This is a genomic window from Nitrosomonas halophila (assembly GCF_900107165.1).
In the GTDB taxonomy this organism is placed as follows: Bacteria; Pseudomonadota; Gammaproteobacteria; order Burkholderiales; family Nitrosomonadaceae; genus Nitrosomonas; species Nitrosomonas halophila.
The window spans coordinates 78,795-94,717 of record NZ_FNOY01000004.1 but is presented as its reverse complement, the minus strand read 5'-3'; the positions used below and the strand labels follow the sequence as shown (position 1 = coordinate 94,717).

The window sequence follows — 15,923 nt, the reverse complement described above, 5'->3', positions numbered from 1 at the left end:
ACAAGCTTGATGGCGTATACGAAGGCGAACCTAAATTCAAGTATCACGACGAATTCCAGGCCAGCGCCAAAGAAGCCAAGAAAGATGACAAGAAATAATCAGCGTCTTGGTGACAGGTTCCGATAACGAACCTACCCCTATTCTGGAGAAGTCGCTTACTCCTCCAGAATAGGGGTGCTGGATTGATAATCATTTCAGCAAATATCAGGCTCCTGGCTTTGATATTTGCTGAACTCGATATGCCCCCAGCTGATGATAACAACCGTTCAACCTGTCATGCCAACTGGCATGCCAAGCTTGTGCATACCGGGTATGATGCCCAATAACCATCGATATGGATGGTTATTTTGTTATTAAGATGATGATATGAACGCCTTCCGACATTTCCCTGAGAGTGATGGCAGCACTATTCACAGAAAACGCGATTATTTTATAGCTGGGTTCACCTTTTTCTGTGTGGGAGTGAGCTTGGTGATCGATGCCTACGCAAGCTTGGCCATCCAGAATGCATTGGGCGTCATCGCCTGGATTTTTTTGATTGCATTGCTGGTGGGGGAAAATCGAGAGATACGGGTGCAAGTGATGATCGCCGTTGCATTCGCCACAGCAGGTGAGCACTTCGCCTCGATTTATATGGGAGGGTATACCTACCGGCTGGAGAATGTACCGCTTTATGTGCCGCCAGGCCATGGGATGGTTTATTTGACCGCCGTGGCATTGGCCCGCTCAGGTTTCTTTCTCGAATATGCCAGGAAAATCGCGGCCTTCGTAGTGATCGTGGGTGGTCTCTGGTCAGCCTGGGGTATCAGCGGTATTCCTGAGCAGGGCGATCAGGTGGGTGCATTGCTGTATGTGGTATTTCTGATCTATCTTTTCAAGGGCCGATCGCCAATGGTGTATCTGGCTGCATTCTTTATCACTACTTGGCTGGAGTTGATCGGAACCGCAGCGGGAACCTGGCGATGGGCGACTATTGAACCGGTATTTGATTTATCCCAGGGCAATCCTCCCAGCGGCGTCGCTGCCTGGTACTGCTTGGTCGATGCGGTAGCAATCGGAGGCGCGCCCATTTTACTCAAAGGAAGCAGTAAAGTCAGTAATGGATTCAAATGGCTCAGATCCAATAGACCAAGCCTGAAAGCGATACTGAGCCGTAAATGAATCGATTAGGATTGGAGCCGATCGATTGCTTGGATGACAAGCGACCCCATTTTGGCTTGTAGTGACATCCAGATTTGGATCATAATTATCCCATTCTAGTTGGCAAGGGAATGCAAAGTGGAGTAAGCTATTTAGGATTGGATTTGCGATCAGGTGGTGTGGCTATAATCTGTTGCAAAGATTGATATTGGATCCAATGTTGAACGTTTGGGGCGAATAATCATTCCAACCAGTATAAATGATTCGAACGTATGCAAAATAAGGTTGTTATGCAGCCGATCATTTCGCCACTGAATAATATTCCTGCCGACCAAAGCCAGGCTGGTCCCGCCGCAGACAGTTTCAGATCCTGGTAGAAAAACAGGGAATCAAGTTGGTAAATCTCCCGCATGCTCATCAGCCTACAGGCAAACTAAATTTCCCAGATAGCCGGAAATTCAATACGTGTTCCACTCAATGCTGTGTGGCCATGTCTGTGTATTCCTCCTTCGTGCATCATCATCCCCGTTTTATCCTGAAGACCCCTCAAGGTATTCCATGTCGTATGTGCTTTCCTGGATGAACTCGTACGGAGAAGTGGCGAAGCATCATGCCCGGGCGATCGGAGACCAGGCGTGGCTGGAGAAAATGCTTCACCATGGATGCGTCTGCCCTACACAGGCGGTACTCCCGCACCCACACACCTGCTGTCACTTGAGTCATAAACTGCCGACCAATTTTTCTAACCGAACTGGGATGATGGGGCAGACAATTTGAACCTACTTCTAACCCTTATTTTTAAATAATCTATGAGCAGTTATGTAGCATTTGACCAATTAGGCTTGTCCAGCGAAATACTGCGGGCTGTTGCCGACGAGGGGTATGTGAACCCGACGCCTATTCAAGGACAGGTCATACCGTCCATTCTGGCTGGTCGTGACGTCATGGCCAGCGCGCAAACAGGTACAGGCAAAACTGCGGGCTTTACCTTACCGCTGTTGCACCGCCTTCAGCCCTACGCCAATGCCAGCACTTCTCCCGCTAAACATCCTGTGCGTGCCCTGATAATGGCGCCTACCCGGGAATTGGCCATGCAAATCGATGAAAGCGTTCAGAAGTACGGCAAATATCTTGCATTGAGGAGTGCGGTGGTTTTCGGTGGCATGAGTATGGACCCGCAAAAAGAAGCATTGCGAGGAGGAATTGAGATATTGGTTGCTACACCAGGCCGTCTTCTGGATTTTGTGGAACAGAAGATGATCAATTTCTGCAAGACGGAGATCCTGGTTCTGGATGAGGCCGACCGTATGCTGGATATGGGTTTCCTGCCGGATATCAGGCGCGTCATGGCGCTGCTGCCCGAGCAACGTCAGAGCCTGATGTTCTCGGCAACCTTTTCGAATGAGATTAAAAAACTGGCCGATAACTTATTGGAACGGCCCGTGCGCATCGAGGTGGCAAGACAGAATGCGGTCAATGAATCAATCTCGCATGTGGTGCACTTGGTGAAACCAGAAAACAAATTTGAATTATTGGTGCATTTGATCAAACAGCAGGATTTGAAACAAGCGCTTATTTTTGCCAAAACCAAGCATGGCGCTTCCCGGCTGGCACAAATGCTTTCCCGGCAAGGCATAGCTGCTTCCGCCATTCATGGCGACAAGAACCAGCAACAGCGTACGCAAGCGCTGAATGAGTTCAAGCAAGGTGAAGCGCAGGTGCTGGTTGCGACAGATGTCGCGGCACGGGGGCTGGATATCGAGAAATTATCGCATGTGATCAATTTTGAATTGCCGGGAACGCCCGAGGATTATGTTCACAGGATAGGACGTACTGGCCGGGCTGGTAGCAAGGGGAAAGCGATTTCCCTGGTGGGAGAATATGAAACCGATCTGCTGGCGAACATTGAAAAATTGCTGAAAACCAAGCTTGAGGTAGCGCCAGTGGATGGATTTCAACCCAAACCACCGGTTCAAACGCAACCTGCCAGCCCGAAAGGTAAACGGATGAGTAACGGTGCGCGGTCAGCCGACGTCGATAACGGCAGGGCAAAACAGCGGCCGGCCTACGCGCCCAAGCGCCCCGATCCACGCAGAAGGTCATCCTCCATACCGGATGATCCCATTTTTACCCAGCCTTATGTTCCCAAGAGCAGTCCAGTCCAGCCAGCAGTACCCAGACCTAGCGAAGCAAGAGGTTTCTTTCTTACCTATAAACAGGACAAGAAACCGATCCCTGCGTTATTTATCCCTCCGGTAAAAAACAAGACTGGGCAGGAAAGCTAAGCGAGTTTCTTCGACTCCATTCCTCAAGCAGGCGCCCGCCCTGTCGTAGAAAAAACGCGTGTGGCGTGCAATGCGACCGCTGGCGAATCATGCGCATTGCCTGGCCATACCTGGGTATGTCTACAGAGAGGGCGGCATCATGCCCCGATGAAATATCCATGCCACACCATAGGCAATGGGCGCAATGATTCCAAAAAGCGCAACCGCGTAGAGCAATGCCAGTTTACCCATTCCCTTAAGCTTACTGAAATCGGTAATGACACCAATGCTGACAAAAGTCAGCATGAACATCATATTGCGCATGGGACCTTCCACGGCAGCCGCAGTCTGATTCAGGGCCTCGGCAGTTTCTGTGCCGGTGGAGGCGAGCATGACATATGAAAACCAGACCAGCAAGTATCCCAAAACGAACTTGGGGAAACGGTGCCAGATTTCCATCGGCCCGATTCTGGATTGACCGGCCTTGCGCTCCACTTTGTACACCCATACCAATGCCAGCACGAAAGCCCAAACTCCAATAAACATATCGATCCAGATTTTGGTGGTCAGCGACGCCATTAAAATCCAGCCTTCCTTCCAGACCACCCCCAGGTTGGCCTCGGCATTTGCTCTCATCAATTCGTCCAGCATTGCGCCGGCTGCTGCATCGGCACCATCCGTTTTGACTGTCAACCCCAAAGCGGATCCGTTGACGATGGGCTGGTTGGGGGCAATTGCCGTATACAAACCCGGCAGGATGATAAGCTCGAACATGGCGAAAATGACAACCAGAATCGAAACTACGACCGGCAGCACGGGCCGTGCCCGGATGGCACCGGCTGTGGCAATCGCAGCCGATACCCCGCAGATGGAAATACCGGAAGAAAGTACGGCGGCGGCATCACGCGATAACCGGAATACCTTGCGGCCGAGCACGTAGACGATTGGCCAGAACAACATGTAAGCTACAAAAGTGGCGGCGACACCGGTCATGACCAGCTCGGTAATGAAACCGGTCGCCTCGATGGACATGATGCCGATCTTGATGCCCAGAAACACGATGGCGGTTTTGATGAACCACTCGGGCTTGGCCGCCTCCATCAGGAAATCAGCCGTGCCCTTGAAAAAATTTCCAATGATCAGACCCACTGAGAGGGCCAATAAATAAGAGAAACCGCCCCCGAGTGACAATCCCCAGGACAGGCCATATTTCTCGAATTCATTGAACGGGACCTTGAAATGCGCTTCCTGGCCAATTACCCAGATGACCCAGGTCAACACAAACAGTATGCTCCAGCCGGCAAAGAATCGTTTCAGATCAAGTTTCATTGCAGCCGCCGCAAGGCATGTCAGCGATGTGAAAACCAGATAAGTGGTGAGCCAGGACAGAAAAGGATGCCAATTTTCGTAACCGCTCGGTTTCAATGCGGCATCCAGGGAAAACGCTCCCCAAACCCATGTCCCAGGTTTGGCCATCCAGCCGGTCAGATCCAGCCCCCAGAGCGAACCGATGCTTGCCAGAAACATCATTGATCCCAGCCAGACTGCCCACCAGTCCTCCGTCCTGGTCATCCCGGAATACCATTTTCTGTTCATCTCGCTCATTTCAAACCTTTATTGCTTATTGCTTATTGTGTTTTTAAGGAGGCCGATTTCAGATTCAGCCGGATATGGCGGTTGAAATAATGATAGGCATATTGCCGTATCCAGGTTGGAATGCAGTTGTGATCAAATGCCATAAAAATTGTCACATGACTATTTTCAGGAAATAATTGCCGGTCCAATAGACACCGGGTCAAGTCCTGATCCAATTCGGCCAGCGACTGTCCGCATGCCTCAAAATCTGGATGGTACGCAATCCACTTGTCGCCATCATGCGCAAGCCTGACTTCCAGATCAAATTTCATGCTGTCATGCTGCGGGCAGCAAGAACCAGTCCACCAAAATACCCAGCACAATCAACGCGGCGGTGCCTATGCCTATGCTCCACAGACACAGGCTGGTTTCCCAGCTTTCCCAGGGTTCTGGTTCACCTAGCACCGATTGGTTGGCCAGTGGCTGTTCGCTATTCTGAATGGTTGGCTTGTCGGGCGTTTGCGAAAGATTACTTGTTGTCATCATGTGCTCCAGTGAGAAAATCTATGTGCTTGCATAGGGTCAAGCCAGCCCGAAGGGTTGTTGCGTATTCGGGCATCTGCGGCGTTGCGAGGCTTGCGAGTGGAACGATCATTCGGCTTCGCCTCGCGCCTTGCATCTTTCCCGAATACGTAACAACGTATGCCCAAGTTATTCATTAACGAGCCCTAAGGTTGAACCTGTATCCATATGATAGAAATATTCTAACTTGTGTTGAAGTCTCATGCGCAGCGTTTAGTGAGTGGCCGCAGGGTAGGGAATAAAGCGTGCTTTGCAACGCTGACTAAACCTTATCATAGATAGCTGTTTGATTAGAAATGATAATTATTTCTAAACAGTTCCATTTCTGTTATAAAAGTGTCACATAGTAGGGCTAGGATAGAGCTATTCTCAATGTATATGCCAGTTTGCTGCATGAATTAAAGGTGTTGCGGCAAGAATTGCTACAAGCAGAGCAGGATTCCACCCTGCTGCTGGAGAAAATCGCTGCTTGTCACAGCTCCAGTGCAGTTAATTTGATTCACTATCTTGCATTGCGTCGTCATGACATGCGGCCATTGCAATTCAAACTCGCCGCCATCGGTTTGTCTTCTTTGGGGCGGGCGGAGTCACATGTGCTGAGCACTCTCGACGCAGTGAGTATGCTGCTGTGTGATGCATTGGGGGCGGCTGCATCAGAGGCCCTGCCGGAATTTGAGACAGTGCCTCTGAACGGAGCTGCCATATTGGTAGAGAATACCAGCCAACTGCTTGGTCAGCCGCCGGTTAATAGATGGGTGCGGATCATGGCCACATTGTCAACGGAAGCCGCCGGCAATTATCAGTTGGTCAAGGAGATGCTGCGCAAAGGGGTGGATTGCGTGCGAACCAATTGTGCGCATGATGGTCCCGATATCTGGTCGCGTATGATGCATTCAATTCGTTTGGCCTCGCAGGAAATGGGGCGGGAATGTCATATTCTCATGGATCTCGCTGGGCCCAAATTGCGGACTGGACTGTTAGCCCCAAGTAGTAATGTCCGGTTTCTCCCAAATAGAAATGTCCGCTGGTGGTTAAACTCACCGCTGTTAAAAACAGAGGCGCCTTAAGCGTGGTGATCAATTAGCGTTGAAGCGTCAACCTTCTTCAGGGCATGCAGCCCGGTATGAGGTGACAGGGAGTCTGTTGCAGCCGGCAACAATCGCTTGTTCATTGCCAGAAGTTTTTGAGTGCACGCAGGTTGGTGAGCGCATTGCAATCGATGATGGCCGAATGGGTGGGATCATAAAGGGTGTCAGAAGCTGTTTGGAAATGTTAATTCCAGGTCAGTTTGCTCAACGCCTTGGCAACTGTAGCGATAGGGTTGCCGAAAAGCATCTGGATGGCCACAGCCTGTTGGGCTTCGCCATGACGGTGGTTGTAGTTGTCGATAAGTCATACTACGGGATTCGGGATGATCACTCAAATTCAGCATTTCCAAACAGTTTCTCAGCCCGGATCAAATTATGGTTGAAATCGTCCAGGCACAAGACAGTGGCGAAAAGCTGGTGGCAGATCAAGGGATCAACCTGCCAGACACCCGATTCAACACAACGGGTCTGACCAGCGATGATATCGAATCCTTGAATTTCGTCGTGCATCATGCGGATATCGTTGGCCTTTCTTTGTGCGCGGACTTTCGGATGTTGAGCTGTTGCAGCACCATCTCGAGAGACTGGGCGCTGCAAGCGTGGGGATTATCGTTAAGATCGAGACGCGTCAGGCGTTTGAGCGCTTGCCTGAAATTTTGTTCGCGCTGTTGCGCTGACCGGTTGTCGGTTTGATGATAGCGCGCGGAGACTTGGCCATTGAATGCGGTTACGAGCGTCTGGCAGAACTACAGGAAGAAATTCTTTGGCTGGCCGAGGCTGCGCATATTCCAGTAATCTGGGCAACCCAAGTGCTTGAGAATATGACCAAGACGGGTAAACCCACGTGTGCAGAAATTACGGATGCAGCGATGGGAGAAAGAGCGGAGTGTGTGATGCTGAATAAAGGCGAACATATTATCAAGGCAATCGAAATGTTGGACAATGTTCTCCAACATATGCAGGCCCATCAACATAAAAAAAGCGCCCTGTTGCGCTGGTAGCGTAACGCCATTGATAAATCACCTCTGAAAACGGTTTCCAGTATCAGTGAGGTGCGCACAATGTGCGACTATAGGCATTTAGCGGCAGTAACCAATATGCGCGGGGTGCGTTGATGCCTCATAAAATCGATGAGAAATTATTCTGAGCCTCAACATAGATGCCGGATGAGTGGCATGACCTGCCAATTTTTATTGGCGCCCTGGAGACGAATCGAACGTCCGACCTACCCCTTAGGAGGGGGTTGCTCTATCCCCTGAGCTACCAGGGCGGAGGAGGCATTGTACGCTAAAACATGCTAATTGATAAAACCGGGTATGCCGCACCAGTGTTATCGCGTTAAATATGATGCGCTTATTATGAACGCCAAAACTGGTCTGAATGGTGCGTTACCAGAATTGCCACCAGGATTTTTTTCCCAGTGGATTGGAGTCGGAGAGATAAGTGCTTTCCGGGAAATTTTTTCTCATGACTTTTTCCACACCATCTCGCAGATCGGTCAAGCCCATCGCTTCATAGGCGCTGGCCATGATATACAGCGCTTCTTCTGTGGCCAGGGTTTGCGGATATTCTTCAAGCACAAATTGAGCGCGCCTGACTGCCGCGACATAGGCCTTGCGTTTCATGTAGTACCGTGCGACGTAAATTTCGCCTCTGGCCAGGACATTGACCAGAAATGCCATGCGCTGCAAAGCGTCGGATGCGTATTTGCTTTCCGGGTAGCGTGTCACCAACAGCTTGAAGTTTTCAAACGATTCACGGGAGGCTTTTGCATCCCGCTCGCTCATGTCCTGCTTAATGATTGCGGAGATGATATAACCCATTATACCCTGATCGTCGTTAAAATTTGCCAACCCTTTGATATAATAGGCATAGTCGATGTTCTGGTGGTGCGGATAAAGCTGGATGAACCGGTCGGCTGCAGCGATGGCGGAAGCCTGATCTTGATCCTTATAATAGGCATAGGCAATTTCAAGCTGAGCCTGCTGGGCATAGCGTCCATAGGGATAACGTGCTTCCAGCGCCTCAAACAACTTGATTGCCGTGGCATAATTTCCATTGCTGAGCTCATTTTTGGCTTCAGCATAATATTTGTTTGCGGACCATTGGCTGTTGTCGGTCGGTTTTTCCGACAACATGTTGCATGCCGTCAACAGCACCATCAACCACCCTACTAAGAATTGTCGCTTCATAATGAATTACATCAATAACGGGCAAGATATTCAAAATTATAACGTAAAGCCTGATTTATCCGTAGCAATTGATCAGCCTGAGAATGTAATAGAGCTGGAAATGCCCCAAGAAGTTGCAGGGTTGCGTCTGGATCAGGCATTGGCGCGTTTGTTGCCGCAATGGTCGCGCAGCCGCCTGCAAAGTTGGATCGAGCAGAATCTGGTCAGTGTGGATGGCTCGGGGGCAACCTCCAGGCAGAAAATATGGGGGGGTGAGAAAATCAGCGTGACCCCTGGCCGGATAGAGGCGGATAGCGCCCATCAGGCGGAAGCGATTCCACTCAATATCGTTGATGAAGACGAGCATCTGATCGTTATCGACAAACCGGCCGGTATGGTGGTGCATCCGGGTAATGGGAATTGGCAGGGGACGTTGCTGAATGCGCTGCTGAATCATGCCCCACAGCTCGATCAGTTGCCGCGTGCCGGGATAGTGCATCGCCTGGATAAGGAGACAACTGGTTTGCTGGTGGTGGCCAAAACGGTTGAGGCACAATTCAATCTGGTCCAGCAGTTACAGGCGCGGACCGTCCGGCGGGATTACCTGGCGCTTGCACTGGGCGATGTCCGAAAAGACGGCTTGGTCGATGCGCCGATAGGCCGGCATCCCGTGCTGCGTACACGGATGGCCGTCACCGAAGCGGGCAAGCCGGCCCGTACGCATTATCGGGTGCTGGAAAAACTGGCCGCTTGCACATTGCTGCGCTGCAGCCTGGAAACTGGGCGCACACATCAAATTCGTGTCCATTTGCGCGCAATCGGCCATCCTCTGGTAGGTGACCCGGTTTATGGCAGCAAGGCAGTGGATGCCTCCACCCTGGCCGTGGCGCATGTCTTGTTGCAGTTTCCCAGGCAAGCACTGCATGCCCAAAGGCTGACCTTGATGCATCCTGGCAGTGGGCAGTCCGTCAGTTGGGAATCGCCCTTGCCAAGCGATATGGCAGAATTGTTGCAGGCAATCAGGGGCGCTTCCACGGCCGGCCTGGCCTCCGTCTGACCCGCGCGGGAAGGATGGCCGCCTGTTCAGCCATCTGTAGCTCAGATAACGTATGGAGAATATATGGAACACCCAGGCGGGGTTCCTGGCGGGTGGTGGATTGCAGGGTCAGCAGTGAAGCATTTTGCATCATGACGGCCATGTATTCAACTGCTAGGAGGCTGCCCACCCGGCCAGGGGAACCCGTCTGTCAAGCGCCTGGGAGGATGGCCTAGCCTTCCATTTTGGCAGCGAATGCCGTGGTGTTTATTTGACTTTTGAGTGCCTGCACCTCGGTTTGGGCCTCAATTGCCAGTTTTTCGGCTCTGCGTTCTTCTTCAGGCCCGGCAAGATGGGTGAATTCATGGCTGTCTTCGTAAGCCTGTTTGGTCGTGCCAGTCAGTCTGATCACTGCGCCAGCGATCATGCCGCCAGTCAGCGCGAGTGCGAGCGTGATGCCTATGCCCGTCAGCTGCGAGACTGCGATGCCTGGAACAATCAGAATTGCGCTCAAGCCGCCCAGCAGGCCCGGTAAGCCATGCAGGTTGTGCACGCCACAGGTATCGACAGTTTTGGCTCTGGATTCCAGCATGGGCGTGACAAATACATAGCCCAAGACAGAAAGGGCGCCTGCCAGCAGGCCAATGGAGAACGCGCCAGTTGGCCCTACCACATTGCAGGTGGATCCAATCGCCACACCGCCGGCCAGTGCTGCATTGGCCATGTCCACCATGGATGTTTTGCCTTTGTGGAGCAGCGTGCTCAGGAAAAAGGTGGCAAGCGTGGCGCCGCATAGGGCGAGCAGGGTGTTGGTCACGGTTTGGGGCATTTCCTCGAAGGGCACGATCGCGGTTGCGAAGCTCGGCCAGAACAGCCACAGAACCATCGATCCAAGCATCGACAGGCGGTCCGAGGTGGCATCCGATTCAATCGGCTGCGCGCGCTGCGCAGCTGTGGTCAGGACGATGGAGGCGCCCAGACCGAAATAAGCGCCGAAGGCATGGATGATGATCGAGCCGGCGGAATCCTGAAATCCTTCGGTCAGTCCGGAGGCATTGTCCAGTACCAGCCATTCATTTAATAGATAGATGGGTACAATGAGCAGTGCCAGCAATGAATATTGAAACACCCGCAGTCGCCCGAGTACGGCTCCCATGGCAATCAATCCTGCTGCGACCGCAAATTCTGCATAAAGCACAGCGTCAATGGAATGCGGCGACAGCTCGTGGCCAAAAATTCCGTTCGCGCGCAAGAGAATGTACAGCGGCAGCCCGGTTGCGACCACCAGATAGGTGCCGGTTGTCGCGCCGAAACCGTATCTTCGTACAAAGACCATCAAAAAACCGAACCCTACCAGCAACATGGCCAGAATGTGGATTGAGTAGTTGTATTGTGCGACCAGCCGCGCTTCGTTGATGCCCGTGTCCGGAGCACTTGCGCTTGCCCAGCCGCTGAAACATAACAGAAATAATACAATGGAACACAATGTGGCTAACCATAGGTTTCTTCTCATTTATTTGCTCCCCATATCCATAGATTTAAGTTATTCGGGTAATTCCCGAGCACATGCCTGTCGGATAATGGCCGGTATGCTACGGTGGTAGATAACCAACCGGTCTTGATCAGTTTTTACCTAATGAGGATATGTGTTCGCAATCGGTGAGCGAAGACCTGATTCTAGTTTATTTTTATTCTGTAAAGATATTACCTGGGTCCGACCAAGCGTTGGAACCTGTGAATCAAAAGCGGCCGGTCCTGCTGGCGACTTCCGGCAATATTCAAATACCACTTGATGTTTTATTCAGCGGGTACTTGAAAGATTCATCCCTGCTTGCAGGTTTTGCGTCGTGTTTGTTCCACAGCCCACGGAAGTTTGAACCTTAAAAGCCATGAACACAATAGGGTTAAGAAATTTTTTTGGGTTTTTGTTCGGTCCGGTGCGCGCGTGCCAGAGGTCATCCAAAAATCCATGGCGCGATCCAGTAGGTCATGCCGGTAATGACAAGTATGCCGATCAGATTCAGCTTCAGGCCTGCCCTGGCCATCTGGGGGATCGTTACGTTGCCGGTGGAATAGACCACAGCATTGGGTGCGGTTGCGACCGGCAGCATGAAGGCGCAGCTGGCGGCAAGCGCAGCAGGCGCGAATAACAGCATGGGCGTGAGATCGCCGGCAAGCGACAGTGCAGCCAATACGGGCAGCAGGGTTGCAGTGGTGGCAGTATTGCTGGTGAGCTCTGTCATGAAAATGACCAAAGCAACCAGGCCGGCAATCATGAGCACGGGTTGAAGGGTGGTGGCTATGGCCAAGTGCTCCCCCAGCCATAAGGCCAGTCCCGTTTTCTCGATGCCCCGGGCAAGGCTGAGTCCGGCCCCAAACAACAACAGCACACCCCACGGAATGTTGCGTGTGCGCTCCCAGTCCAGTAGGGCGGCCCATTTTTCCGCAGCGCCGCCCGCAGGGATGATGAACATCAAGACGGCTCCGCCAACCGCGATCAGCGTGTCATCGAGCCAGGAGAGCATGGGGAAGTATTGCTGAACCGGTACGCGTACGATCCAGGCTGTCGCTACCAGCAGAAACACAAACGCTAATCTTTTCTCTGGAACCGATAGCTTTCCAAGTTTTTTCAGGTCGCCCACAATGGAGCCCTGGGACAGACGCACCTTGCTGATATCGAAGGGCATGGCCCATTTAAGCAATACCCACCATGCCAGACACAGCATGACCCCTGCGACGGGTAGCCCTAACAGCATCCAGTCGAGAAAGCTGATTTCGAACCCGTAGGTTTGCTGCATGAAAGCGACCAGCAATAAATTGGGCGGAGTGCCAATGATCGTGGCGAGGCCGCCGATACTGGCGGAGTAGGCAATGCCGAGCATGAGACACAAAGTGAATCGTTGGTGTGCACTGGTTTTGGCGAGGTCGGTTGTCAGGGACAGTGCGATGGGGGTCATCATGAGTGCGCTGGCGGTATTGCTGATCCACATGGAAAGCAACGCGGTGATGCCCATGAACCCGGCCAGGACGATGGCAGGGTTGTTGCCGGTCCGGGCAAGTAAATGAAGCGCCAGCCTTCGATGCAAATTCCATTTTTCCAGCCCCATGGCAATCAGAAAGCCGCCCAGCAATAAAAAGATGGTGGGAGCGGCGTAGGATGCTGTGCTTTCGGCCGTCGACATGACCCCGAGCGCTGGAAATAGCAGAATGGGCAACAGTGATGTGACCGGAATCGGCAAGACCTCGGTTGACCACCAGACCGCTAGCAGTAGGGCGATGCCGGCTGTATACCAGGCTGACACACTCATGCCTTCGGGAGCAGGGAACAGGATGGTCATTGCAAGCAGAGCAGGACCTGTCAACCATCCGGCGATTCTTAATCGGATGATAGGTGGCTTTTTCGAGGCTGTTTTCATGAATATAACCGGTTGTTTCTTGTGTGCGGATATTCTGGTGCAGTCACCATGACCGTGCAGGGCGTTGTGCGTGCCGGAGGAAATGGAAATAGCAGGGTTTGCGGCCTGGATGCGTGCGCTTGGTATATTGCAGACAATGGCTGATAAATTCGGATCATTGCGCGTGAATAGGACAGCCAGCCGCTGTTTTTGGCTGTAAGATATGGCTTGCAGGAGAATCTTGTGCTGAACAAAATCTTGTGAACGGATATAATTATTTTTAAATGTCTATATGCGCATTCTAGCCTGCTTGATAAAATCTACGCAAAGTAGCTGTCATTCTGCCGTTATTTACGACTGGTAGTGCCTTTCCTTACCAAACCCTGTATTTCCCGAATCCGTAATTCCCTGAACAAATGATACCTGTCTGGAGAAAAAAACTGTGGTAGCCGATGCCTTAAAAATGATTCAAGATCATGAAGTCAAATTTGTTGATCTGCGCTTTACCGATACTGTTGGCAAGGAACACCATGTCACGGTGCCTGCCCATACTTTCACGGCTGACAAATTCGAGGATGGCCACCCCTTTGATGGATCCTCAATTGCAGGCTGGAAAAATATACATGCCTCGGACATGTTGCTGATGCCTGATCCGGACACTGCAGTGCTGGATCCGTTCATGGAGGAAACCACGCTGCTGTTGACTTGCGATGTCGTGGATCCCTCCGATGGGCAAGGGTATAACCGGGATCCCCGTTCCTTGGCAAAACGGGGCGAAACATACCTGAAATCAACCGGAATTGGCGACACGGCTTATTTTGGCCCGGAGCTTGAATTTTTTATCTTTGATTCGGTACGCTGGCATGCCGATATGGCGGGTTGCTTCGTCAAGATCGAGTCGGAAGAAGCTGCGTGGAGCTCCAAAAAGCGCTATGAAGGTGGTAACGTCGGTCATCGACCCGCGGTCAAAGGTGGTTATTTCCCCGTGCCACCGGTCGATTCCCTGCATGATATTCGCTCGGCCATGTGCATGATTCTGGAGGAACTGGGTATTCCAGTCGAAGTGCATCATCATGAGGTGGCCAACGCCGGACAATGCGAGATTGGCACCCGTTTCAACAGTCTCGTGAAGCGTGCCGACTGGAATCAGGTAATGAAGTATGTCATTCATAATGTCGCGTTGTCCTACGGCAAGACGGCCACCTTCATGCCCAAACCAATAGTCGGCGATAATGGATCAGGCATGCATGTGCACCAATCGATCTGGAAGGACGGCAAGAATCTTTTTGCCGGGAATGGTTATGCGGGGATGTCGGAAATGGCATTGCACTATATCGGGGGGGTTATCAAGCACGCGAAGGCACTGAATGCCTTTGCCAATCCGGGAACCAATTCATATAAAAGACTGGTGTCTGGTTTCGAAGCGCCGATCAATATTGCCTATTCGGCGAGCAACCGCTCGGCTGCAGTGCGCATTCCCTATGCGAGCAGCCCTAATCATCGCCGGATCGAGATCCGTTTTCCAGATCCGACAGCCAATCCCTACCTCACGTTTACCGCCTTGCTGATGGCTGGATTGGACGGGGTGCAGAACAAGATTCATCCGGGCGAACCGATGGACAAAAATCTCTACGATTTGCCACCGGAGGAAGCTTCCAGGGTGCCAAACACCTGCGCTTCACTGGAAGAAGCATTGGAGCACTTGGATCAGGATCGTGAATTCCTGACGCGCGGCGGAGTGTTTTCCAACGATATGATCGATGGCTTTATTGCGCTGAAGACGGATGAAGTGGCTATGTTGCGGACGACCACACATCCGGTCGAGTTTGCGCTTTATTACAGTCTGTAAAAAATGGTATTGCCGCTGCTTTAAGGGTCTCCAAGCTGTGTGGTGGCCTTGCCATGGGGACTTGAAGACCGTGCACTTGAGCCTGCTCGGCTGCGATTCCAAGACCAAGGCAATGTCTTGAAGCTGCTGTCAGGGGGAGGAGCCGTTTCATGAAGCCAGTACAATCAATCGTGACGCTAATGGGTTTCGCAATAGCCAGCACCCCCGCAGTGGGTTGCGCATCGGGTATCTATAAGCTGGTGGATGAGCGGGGGCATGTGACCTATACCAATATACTTGTCCTGGGTGCGGCAGAATCTCGACGGGATAGGGAGAAGCCAGCAGCCAACTCGCTGCAAGCCGCACAATCGGCTGCCGTCGTCCCTCGGCCTGGCGATCATACAGGCGGCCATTCACCAGCGCAGTGGCCGCGGGATGCGCATCACTACCAGATGCTCAAACTGGAGCTGGCAGCTGAGACCCGCTTGTTGGAGAATGTGTTGCAGACACTTGGCAAGATGCACCACAATCCGCAGCCGCAGGTGCAAGGGGATGTGCAGTCAGGCAACGACGAGCTGCTTTCGCTTCGTACCCGAGCAGTTTTGCATAGACGCAATATCCGGGCACTGATCACCGAGCTGAACGCATTGAAGAATGAGTGAGCCGTTTTGATGGCTGGGGTAATTGGTGATTGTCACTGAGCATGTACACCATGCATCGTGCAATTTTCTTCAAGCCGCTAAATTATTCCCGGGTTGCTGGGGGCAGCTAGACATCCAGCGGAAAACTGTACAGGTGCATGATTTTCTTTGTTCCGCTGAGCGGGTGTCGCAGTATGGGTTAA

The 15,923-nt window shown here is 52.0% G+C and carries 15 protein-coding genes, 1 tRNA gene and 1 pseudogene; 9 read left to right on the top strand and 8 right to left on the bottom strand.

What is annotated here, in order from left to right; all coding sequences use genetic code 11:
* The 3 genes and pseudogenes from BLV85_RS14790 to BLV85_RS02000 all read left to right on the top strand — a co-directional run.
* A pseudogene (locus BLV85_RS14790) lies at window positions 1-98 on the top strand (cytochrome C554); the annotation flags it as partial.
* A gap of 268 nt (window positions 99-366) precedes the next feature.
* Complete coding sequence (locus BLV85_RS02005) at window positions 367-1,161, top strand: hypothetical protein (RefSeq protein WP_090411583.1); 795 nt, start codon at window positions 367-369, stop codon at window positions 1,159-1,161.
* Window positions 1,162-1,949: 788 nt separating this feature from the next.
* Entirely contained in the window at window positions 1,950-3,425 is a 1,476-nt protein-coding gene (locus BLV85_RS02000) for a DEAD/DEAH box helicase (protein ID WP_090411580.1), read from the top strand.
* A gap of 120 nt (window positions 3,426-3,545) precedes the next feature.
* On the opposite strand, the gene BLV85_RS01995 is transcribed toward BLV85_RS02000, so the two are convergent.
* From BLV85_RS01995 to BLV85_RS01985, 3 genes are read right to left on the bottom strand one after another with little or no spacing between them, the layout of a single operon-like run.
* Entirely contained in the window at window positions 3,546-5,009 is a 1,464-nt protein-coding gene (locus tag BLV85_RS01995; RefSeq protein ID WP_090411578.1) for a putative sulfate exporter family transporter, read from the bottom strand.
* Between the two features lie 23 nt (window positions 5,010-5,032).
* Complete coding sequence (locus tag BLV85_RS01990) at window positions 5,033-5,311, bottom strand: DUF5395 domain-containing protein (RefSeq protein WP_090411576.1); 279 nt, start codon at window positions 5,309-5,311, stop codon at window positions 5,033-5,035.
* 4 nt (window positions 5,312-5,315) lie between these two features.
* Window positions 5,316-5,522, bottom strand: a complete 207-nt coding sequence (locus BLV85_RS01985; protein ID WP_090411574.1) for a hypothetical protein — start codon at window positions 5,520-5,522, stop codon at window positions 5,316-5,318.
* A 443-nt stretch (window positions 5,523-5,965) separates the two neighbouring features.
* Between BLV85_RS01985 and BLV85_RS01980 the strand changes: the two genes are divergently transcribed.
* Window positions 5,966-6,628: a pyruvate kinase gene (locus BLV85_RS01980; RefSeq protein WP_143032274.1), complete on the top strand. Its 663-nt coding sequence runs from the start codon at window positions 5,966-5,968 to the stop codon at window positions 6,626-6,628.
* Window positions 6,629-6,976: 348 nt separating this feature from the next.
* Here BLV85_RS01980 and BLV85_RS15580 read toward each other — a convergent pair whose 3' ends face one another.
* The gene (locus BLV85_RS15580) at window positions 6,977-7,162 is read right to left on the bottom strand and encodes a hypothetical protein (protein ID WP_245725045.1); all 186 of its coding nucleotides are present in this window, start codon (window positions 7,160-7,162) and stop codon (window positions 6,977-6,979) included.
* A 23-nt stretch (window positions 7,163-7,185) separates the two neighbouring features.
* Between BLV85_RS15580 and BLV85_RS15575 the strand changes: the two genes are divergently transcribed.
* Window positions 7,186-7,326, top strand: a complete 141-nt coding sequence (locus tag BLV85_RS15575; protein ID WP_245725044.1) for a hypothetical protein — start codon at window positions 7,186-7,188, stop codon at window positions 7,324-7,326.
* A 15-nt stretch (window positions 7,327-7,341) separates the two neighbouring features.
* Window positions 7,342-7,650 carry a pyruvate kinase gene (locus BLV85_RS15570; RefSeq protein WP_245725043.1) on the top strand — a complete coding sequence of 103 codons (309 nt, stop codon included), beginning with the start codon at window positions 7,342-7,344 and terminating at the stop codon, window positions 7,648-7,650.
* Between the two features lie 193 nt (window positions 7,651-7,843).
* On the opposite strand, the gene BLV85_RS01970 is transcribed toward BLV85_RS15570, so the two are convergent.
* Window positions 7,844-7,919 (bottom strand) — tRNA-Arg (locus BLV85_RS01970).
* Window positions 7,920-8,037: 118 nt separating this feature from the next.
* Window positions 8,038-8,841: an outer membrane protein assembly factor BamD gene (locus tag BLV85_RS01965; RefSeq protein WP_090411570.1), complete on the bottom strand. Its 804-nt coding sequence runs from the start codon at window positions 8,839-8,841 to the stop codon at window positions 8,038-8,040.
* 100 nt (window positions 8,842-8,941) lie between these two features.
* Here BLV85_RS01965 and rluD point away from each other — a divergent pair, with 100 nt between their 5' ends.
* A complete protein-coding gene (gene rluD, locus BLV85_RS01960; protein WP_245725042.1) occupies window positions 8,942-9,877 on the top strand; it encodes a 23S rRNA pseudouridine(1911/1915/1917) synthase RluD in 936 nt (311 codons plus the stop codon).
* A gap of 211 nt (window positions 9,878-10,088) precedes the next feature.
* On the opposite strand, the gene BLV85_RS01955 is transcribed toward rluD, so the two are convergent.
* Together BLV85_RS01955 and BLV85_RS01945 are read right to left on the bottom strand one after the other, a co-directional pair.
* Entirely contained in the window at window positions 10,089-11,369 is a 1,281-nt protein-coding gene (locus BLV85_RS01955) for an ammonium transporter (protein WP_090411565.1), read from the bottom strand.
* 442 nt (window positions 11,370-11,811) lie between these two features.
* Window positions 11,812-13,272, bottom strand: a complete 1,461-nt coding sequence (locus BLV85_RS01945; protein WP_090411561.1) for an SLC13 family permease — start codon at window positions 13,270-13,272, stop codon at window positions 11,812-11,814.
* Between the two features lie 442 nt (window positions 13,273-13,714).
* Here BLV85_RS01945 and glnA point away from each other — a divergent pair, with 442 nt between their 5' ends.
* Together glnA and BLV85_RS01935 are read left to right on the top strand one after the other, a co-directional pair.
* A complete protein-coding gene (gene glnA, locus BLV85_RS01940) occupies window positions 13,715-15,100 on the top strand; it encodes a type I glutamate--ammonia ligase (protein WP_090411558.1) in 1,386 nt (461 codons plus the stop codon).
* A gap of 149 nt (window positions 15,101-15,249) precedes the next feature.
* Entirely contained in the window at window positions 15,250-15,741 is a 492-nt protein-coding gene (locus BLV85_RS01935) for a DUF4124 domain-containing protein (protein ID WP_143032273.1), read from the top strand.
* Window positions 15,742-15,923 lie beyond the last annotated feature (182 nt).

Coding starts and splice junctions, on each gene's coding strand:
- BLV85_RS02005 (WP_090411583.1), top strand. CDS start 367: ATGAACGCCTTCCGACATTTCCCTGAGAGTGATGGCAGCACTATTCAC.
- BLV85_RS02000 (WP_090411580.1), top strand. CDS start 1,950: ATGAGCAGTTATGTAGCATTTGACCAATTAGGCTTGTCCAGCGAAATA.
- BLV85_RS01995 (WP_090411578.1), bottom strand. CDS start 5,009: ATGAGCGAGATGAACAGAAAATGGTATTCCGGGATGACCAGGACGGAG.
- BLV85_RS01990 (WP_090411576.1), bottom strand. CDS start 5,311: ATGAAATTTGATCTGGAAGTCAGGCTTGCGCATGATGGCGACAAGTGG.
- BLV85_RS01985 (WP_090411574.1), bottom strand. CDS start 5,522: ATGACAACAAGTAATCTTTCGCAAACGCCCGACAAGCCAACCATTCAG.
- BLV85_RS15580 (WP_245725045.1), bottom strand. CDS start 7,162: ATGATGCACGACGAAATTCAAGGATTCGATATCATCGCTGGTCAGACC.
- BLV85_RS15570 (WP_245725043.1), top strand. CDS start 7,342: ATGATAGCGCGCGGAGACTTGGCCATTGAATGCGGTTACGAGCGTCTG.
- BLV85_RS01965 (WP_090411570.1), bottom strand. CDS start 8,841: ATGAAGCGACAATTCTTAGTAGGGTGGTTGATGGTGCTGTTGACGGCA.
- rluD (WP_245725042.1), top strand. CDS start 8,942: ATGCCCCAAGAAGTTGCAGGGTTGCGTCTGGATCAGGCATTGGCGCGT.
- BLV85_RS01955 (WP_090411565.1), bottom strand. CDS start 11,369: ATGAGAAGAAACCTATGGTTAGCCACATTGTGTTCCATTGTATTATTT.
- BLV85_RS01945 (WP_090411561.1), bottom strand. CDS start 13,272: ATGAAAACAGCCTCGAAAAAGCCACCTATCATCCGATTAAGAATCGCC.
- glnA (WP_090411558.1), top strand. CDS start 13,715: ATGATTCAAGATCATGAAGTCAAATTTGTTGATCTGCGCTTTACCGAT.
- BLV85_RS01935 (WP_143032273.1), top strand. CDS start 15,250: ATGAAGCCAGTACAATCAATCGTGACGCTAATGGGTTTCGCAATAGCC.